Genomic DNA, 6,227 nt, shown 5'->3' on the forward strand with positions numbered 1-6,227 from the left:
ATTGCCGCGCAAAAAGACCGCGTTGGACTAATTGACTGGCATTTAGTGGTGTTTGACGAGGCTCACAAGCTTCGGAATGTGTATCAGAATAAGGGCAGCAAGCAGGCAAAGGCGGTGGTGGATGCGACCCGTCATGCTGAGTTGCGGGTGCTGCTCTCGGCAACGCCAATTCAAAATAATCTAATGGAGTTGTACGGTCTTGCTTCGGTGATCGACGAGCACTATTTTGGCGATGCTAAGTCTTTTCGCACCCTCTATGTAAATCGCCAACGCAGCGGCGCAGCGCTAGAAGATCTCAAAAAACGCATTACACCCCTATGTCACCGAACCTTGCGCAAACAAGTACAGCAAGAAGGCGGTATTAATTTTACCAATCGCTACTCGTTGACACAGGACTTTACTCCCCATGCCGAGGAGTGGGAACTCTATCAGAAAATATCAGCCTATTTGCAGCAGCCCGATTTACAGGCGATATCCTTTAAGGCACGGCACTTGGTGAGTATTGGTATTCGCAAGATTTTAGCGTCGTCGTCATTTGCCCTTGCCGATACTTTGGCGGGCATGATTACGCGCTTAAAAGCGCAGCAGTTACTAGACGAAGACTCTCTGACAGATCTAGAAGAAGCCGACGATTGGCTGGATCAGTTCGACGACGAGTCAGCGAACCCTGGCTCGAAACAGAGCAAGCTTGCCGAAGAAATCGCGCAGTTAAGTGAATATCAGCAGTTGGCCGCAACTATCACCAGTAATGCCAAAGGTGACGCTCTACTGCGGGTATTAGAAAAAGCGCTGGCAATGACTGAAAGTCTCGGCGGCAAACGCAAAGCCGTCGTTTTTACTGAATCTTGTCGCACCCAGCGTTACCTGAGCGATTTACTGGAAAACAACGGCTTTCAAGGCCGTACAGTGTTATTGAATGGCAGCAATAATGATGTTCAATCCAAAGCCATCTATCAAAATTGGCTAAGCCAGCATCAAGGCTCAGCACGGATTAGCGGCTCGAAAACCGCCGACATGAAAGCCGCCATTGTCGATCATTTTAAAAGTAATGGCGCCGATATCCTGATCTCTACCGAAGCCGGTGGCGAAGGTATTAACCTGCAGTTTTGCTCCGTACTCATTAATTACGACCTGCCGTGGAATCCCCAAAAAGTAGAGCAACGTATCGGTCGGATTCACCGCTATGGCCAAAAAAATGACGTGGTGGTGGTCAATTTTGTAAACCGTAAAAACCCTGCAGACCAGCGGGTGTTTCAATTGCTAAGTGAAAAGCTCAAACTTTTTGAAGGGGTATTTGGCGCCTCTGACGAAATTCTCGGTGCCATTGAAAGCGCGATAGATATTGAAAAACGGATATACGAAATTTATCAAAAGTGCCGTAATGACGAAGCAATACAATACCAATTTGATCAATTGCAGCGTGATATGGAAGAGGTGCTGTCGGTTCAAGAAGAGGCTGCCCGCCAAACCCTACTGAGTCATTTCGACCGCGATGTTGTCGCCGCGCTAAAAACCCGACGCGATCGCAGTCAGGATTTTTTAAAAGACTATGAGCAAGTATTGCTAGACCTCGCCAGAGCAGAATTGCCAGAGGCGACGTTCAACCGCAACCATTTTCATTACCAAGACAGCCGCTACGATTTAAGCTGGGTACTGGCCGAGGAAAATAACGCAGAGTTTTTCCGGCTGCAAAGCAGTGAGCATTACTTAGCGTGGGACTTAGTTCACCGCGCAAAGGCGCGCAGCCTTGAGCAAGCCCATTTGCAATTTTGCTATGGTGCCTTAGACGGTGGGCATTATGCTGCGCTGCAGCCCCTAATTGGGCAAAGCGGGGTATTGCAGCTTATTAAACTCACCTTTAAATACGCCAATACTGAAGAGCATCATCTGCTCGCGTTAGCGAAGACCGACGCGGGTGAAGACTTGAGCTTAGAAAACGCCGCTCATTTACTGTGTATTCCCGCGAGCGTTCTCCAAGAGCCGTTTAGTCTCGATACCTCGGTGTTTGAAGCATTGGTTAAAGACGTCATTGCCAGCAAAGAACAGCAAACCCAAGCACAGCTAGAGCAGTATTTTGAACAAGAAAGCGATAAGCTCGAGCGCTGGGCAGAAGATCGCCGGCAAGCGCTCTTACTCACCGTTAATGAATTGGATGATGAAATAAAACTGCTAAAAAAGGCCGCACGGCAGCTGGCCTCGACCGCAGAGAAAGTGGCGGCAAAGAAAGCATTGCGTAAGCTCGAACGCAAACGCGACGATGCCTTAAGCGAATACCATGAAGCTAGAAAGCATATTGAGGCCGAAGAAGACGCCTTATTAGACGAGATAAGTGCCAAGCTGGAATTAAGCATAAACCAACAAACCCTGTTCAGTATTCGCTGGACATTAAGCCACTAGCCGGTGGGAGAATGGCGTGAACAGAGAAAAACTCAGCAAAGAACTGCTGTTTCATATTCGCCTTGGCGAAGACTCCAGCATCGAATTTAAGGCCCTTAAATTTGAGGGCGAGCGCTTAGTTGGCCCAAATCGCGATAAAATGGCCCACGAAATTGCCGCCTTTGCCAATGGCCAAGGTGGGCGTTTATTACTTGGCGTAGACGACAAAAACCGCGATGTCATTGGTATTGCCGACGAGCAAGTTGCCAAAGTGGAAGAATGGGTGGTGGATATAAGTCAGCAGCAAATCCAGCCTCCGGTAAAAATAGATACCCGCTTGCTGCAACTGCCCGACCGGCAGGGCGATCTTAAAAATGTGGTGTACGTTGAAATTCCCCGCAGTATCATGGTTCACGCCAGCAGTGGCCGCTACTACCAGCGGGTTGGTTCCACCAAACAAGAAATGAAACCAGAAGTCTTGGCGCGTTTATTTCAGCAGCGCAGCCAGTCGCGGCTTATTCGTTTTGATGAAACCCATGTGCCCAATACCAGCTTGGCCGATATTGACAAAAGCCTGTTACAGCGCTTTTTAAAAGCGAACAGCCCAGAAAGTGAACAGCTGCGAAAATTACACCTCAGCGCGATTAATGAGGGTGAAATAGGCTTGTCGGTGAGTGGGGTTCTACTACTGTGCCAAGAGCCGGGGCAATGGTTGAGTAATGCCTATATTCAATGTGTTTGTTATAGCGGCACGGAGCGCGATGCTAACGATCAGCTCGACGCCGCCGATTTTAACGGCGCGTTAGACCAGCAGATTAACGGCGCCTTTGATTTTGTGCGAAAAAATATGCGCGTAGAGGCGGTCAAAATCGTGGGTCGTCAAGACCTGCCTCAATACGACTTGGGCGCGGTGTTTGAGGCCATTGTTAACGCCGTAGCCCATCGCGACTATTCCATGACCGGCCGCCGTATTCGCCTGCATATGTTTGCCAATCGCCTTGAACTATACAGCCCCGGCGCCTTAGCCAATAGCCTGACCTTAGATGGACTAATGGAAAATACTGTCACTCGTAATGAGAATATCGTTAACCTCCTCAGCCGCTACTACAATGCTCGCGATGAAGCTGGGCGCCAAGCACTTATCGAGCGGCGCGGCGAGGGTGTACCTAAAATTATGAATGCCAGTGAGCGGCTTAGCGCCAAGCGCCCAGAATATAGCCTAATAGACGACAAGGAATTACTGCTAACAATCTATGCCGCGAGTAAAGAAGCCAATTAATATGTCGATTGAAAAAGCCCTAAAGCCCTTAAAAAAACAGCAGTTGATTAATATGCTCGCCGCCGTTTACGGTATTTACGGCGATATAGACGATATTATTGAGCGGCATATCGTCGCAAGTGATATGCCAGGCATTTTCGAATCAGGCTCAGGCTTACAGGAAATCCTCCTCGGCCAGATTAATGAGCTGAAGACCAGCCATGAATTTATCGACTTTAAATCCTCTTATCGCTTTTCGTGCAGCCTGCAAAGTTTATTGATCGACATAGATACTCTGGTGCGGGAGCAAAACCCCGTGTCGGCACTGGAGTTAACAGAAGCTTTTCTCGAAACCTGCGAGAGCATAATGAATCGCTGCGACGATTCTAGCGGCGATGTTGGTGAAGTTTATCGAGACGCAGTTGATCTATGGCTCGATATCGCCGCACAAATTCGAGCGCAGCACGCTGATGTAAAAATAGACTGGGTGGCCAAGGTTCGCTTTTATTTCGATAATAACGATTACGGCTGTTTTGATAATATTATCCGTCATGGTGCGCTGCTGTTAAGCGACGACGAGCTTACCCAGCTCGCGTGGCGTTTTGAAAATGATATTAAAAAAGCCTTGCTGCAGGCTAGGTCAGATAAATCAGAGCGATTCAATTACAATCCGCGCGCTGCGCACGCTAGCATTGGCTTGCGGTCAGTAGCTGAGGCACTTGAAGACTTAGGCATGTTTGAAAAAGCCACCCTGCTGCAAAGCCCCCAGCCCAATGAACAGCAAATGCAGTCATTGATTGAATTTTCCCTGTACACCGAAAATTACGAGCGCGCCCAGCACTGGCTAGATCAACCAGGCTGGAGCGCGGAGCGCGGCCTGCACAAAAAACTCACTACCCAATTACTGTTGGAGCAAGGCAAAATTGCTGAAGTGAAAGAAAACTTTCGCAAGGACTTTGCCGCCACGCCGAGTTTAGTTAACCTGCTCTGTTACTGGGAAATGGCAGATAAAAAAGAGCGTAAAGCACTGCGCCAAACCGTGCTTAACATCGCGCCAAACAATGAGGATATTGGCAACGCCATTGAAATGTTGTTGCTAGTAAACGAAGAAAAATTGGCAGCAACTACCCTCGTGACCAGAGCGGCAGAAATAGCAACGTTTCATTACAGCCACGTACGCGATTGGCTTTCCGTCTTTAAGCAACACAAAGACAAGCTCGCCGCCATAGTGTGCTACCGAACACTATTGAGCGACATTTTGGATCGCGGCCGCAGCACCGCGTATCACCACGCCGCCGATTATTTTAATGCCTTGCTAACGCTGGATAAAACACAAAAGACCTATCAGCCTTTAATTAGCGGCCAAGCGTATATCACCGAATTACAAGCTAAGCACTGGCGTAAGCGCTCGTTCTGGGCCGCGGCCGATTACCCGAATGAAGCTGATAAACCAGAATGAAATCGCTGCTACTAAACATCACTAATTTGCATAAACCAAATACACAGCCCAGATACAGGATGCACCATGACTAGCCCTAATACCGAAATGGATGGCAGCTCGCTTAGTATCAGCGAACAGCGTAAAAAGGAATTAAAGCAATTATTCCCCGGCGTGTTTACCGAAACCCTGAACGAGGCTGGCGAAGTGCAAAGCTGCCTCGATTTTGAACGTCTAAAAGCAGAGCTGGGTGAGTTTAGCGAGATTTATGACAATCGCCGCGAGCGCTATGGCATGGACTGGCCCGGCAAACGCGACAGCCTGCGCCTAATTCAAGAACCCAGCCGCGCCACCCTCAAACCCTGCCGCGAAGAGTCGGTGGACTTCGATACCACCGAAAACCTCTTTATTGAGGGCGACAACCTCGAAGTGCTCAAGCTTTTACAAAAAAGCTACTACGGGCAGGTAAAAATGATCTACATCGACCCGCCCTATAACACCGGTAAAGAATTTATTTACCCCGACAATTTTAGCGAAAGCCTAGACACCTATTTGCAATACGCGGGTTTGAAAGACAGCGCTGGCCGCACCTTCTCTACCAACACCGCCAATGAAGGTCGCTTTCACACCAAGTGGCTAAATATGATGTTTCCGCGCCTGTAATTGGCTCGCAATTTACTGCGCGAAGATGGCGTGATTTTTATCTCGATTGACGACAACGAAGTCGAAAATCTGCGGCGGATGTGCGATGAGATTTTTGGGGAGGAGAATTTTGTTGCAACCCTTATCTGGGAAAAGCGTTATAGCCCTCAAAACGCGGTGAAATGGTTTTCGGAGTCGCATGACTTTATTGTTGTATATGCTAAAAACAAGCTTGAATGGCACCCGAATTTATTAGAACGTTCGGCGGAAATGAATGCGCGCTACCAAAATCTAGACGAGGATCCTCGGGGAGTCTGGAAGGCGGCCGATGCGACAGCGCAAGGCGGTCATGGAACAAAGAGCCAGTTTTATGTGTTGACTGCACCAAATGGTAAAACACATACGGTTCCCAATGGTCGCTGCTGGTTATATACCAAAGAAGTTTTTGAAAAAATGGTATTAGATAATCGGATTTGGTTTGGTGCAGATGGAAATAATGTTCCGGCAATTAAA

Annotated in this window: 5 protein-coding genes; all 5 read left to right on the forward strand. The window is 48.4% G+C overall.

Annotated features, from left to right (window positions below):
• On the forward strand, positions 1-2,397 hold a 2,397-nt coding region (locus ABYP33_RS16805), incomplete at its 5' end, for a helicase-related protein (RefSeq protein WP_373092303.1).
• Between the two features lie 16 nt (positions 2,398-2,413).
• Positions 2,414-3,655, forward strand: a complete 1,242-nt coding sequence (locus ABYP33_RS16810; RefSeq protein ID WP_373092304.1) for an RNA-binding domain-containing protein — start codon at positions 2,414-2,416, stop codon at positions 3,653-3,655.
• 1 nt (position 3,656) lies between these two features.
• A complete protein-coding gene (locus tag ABYP33_RS16815; RefSeq protein WP_373092305.1) occupies positions 3,657-5,093 on the forward strand; it encodes a DUF6880 family protein in 1,437 nt (478 codons plus the stop codon).
• 66 nt (positions 5,094-5,159) lie between these two features.
• Positions 5,160-5,735: a hypothetical protein gene (locus tag ABYP33_RS16820; RefSeq protein WP_373092306.1), complete on the forward strand. Its 576-nt coding sequence runs from the start codon at positions 5,160-5,162 to the stop codon at positions 5,733-5,735.
• Positions 5,736-6,227 (forward strand): DNA methyltransferase (locus ABYP33_RS16825; RefSeq protein ID WP_373092307.1); only part of this gene is annotated, 492 nt, incomplete at its 3' end.

It is taken from the genome of Zhongshania sp. (assembly GCF_041584495.1).
In the GTDB taxonomy this organism is placed as follows: domain Bacteria; phylum Pseudomonadota; class Gammaproteobacteria; order Pseudomonadales; family Spongiibacteraceae; genus Spongiibacter.

Coding starts and splice junctions, on each gene's coding strand:
- ABYP33_RS16815 (WP_373092305.1), top strand. CDS start 3,657: ATGTCGATTGAAAAAGCCCTAAAGCCCTTAAAAAAACAGCAGTTGATT.
- ABYP33_RS16820 (WP_373092306.1), top strand. CDS start 5,160: ATGACTAGCCCTAATACCGAAATGGATGGCAGCTCGCTTAGTATCAGC.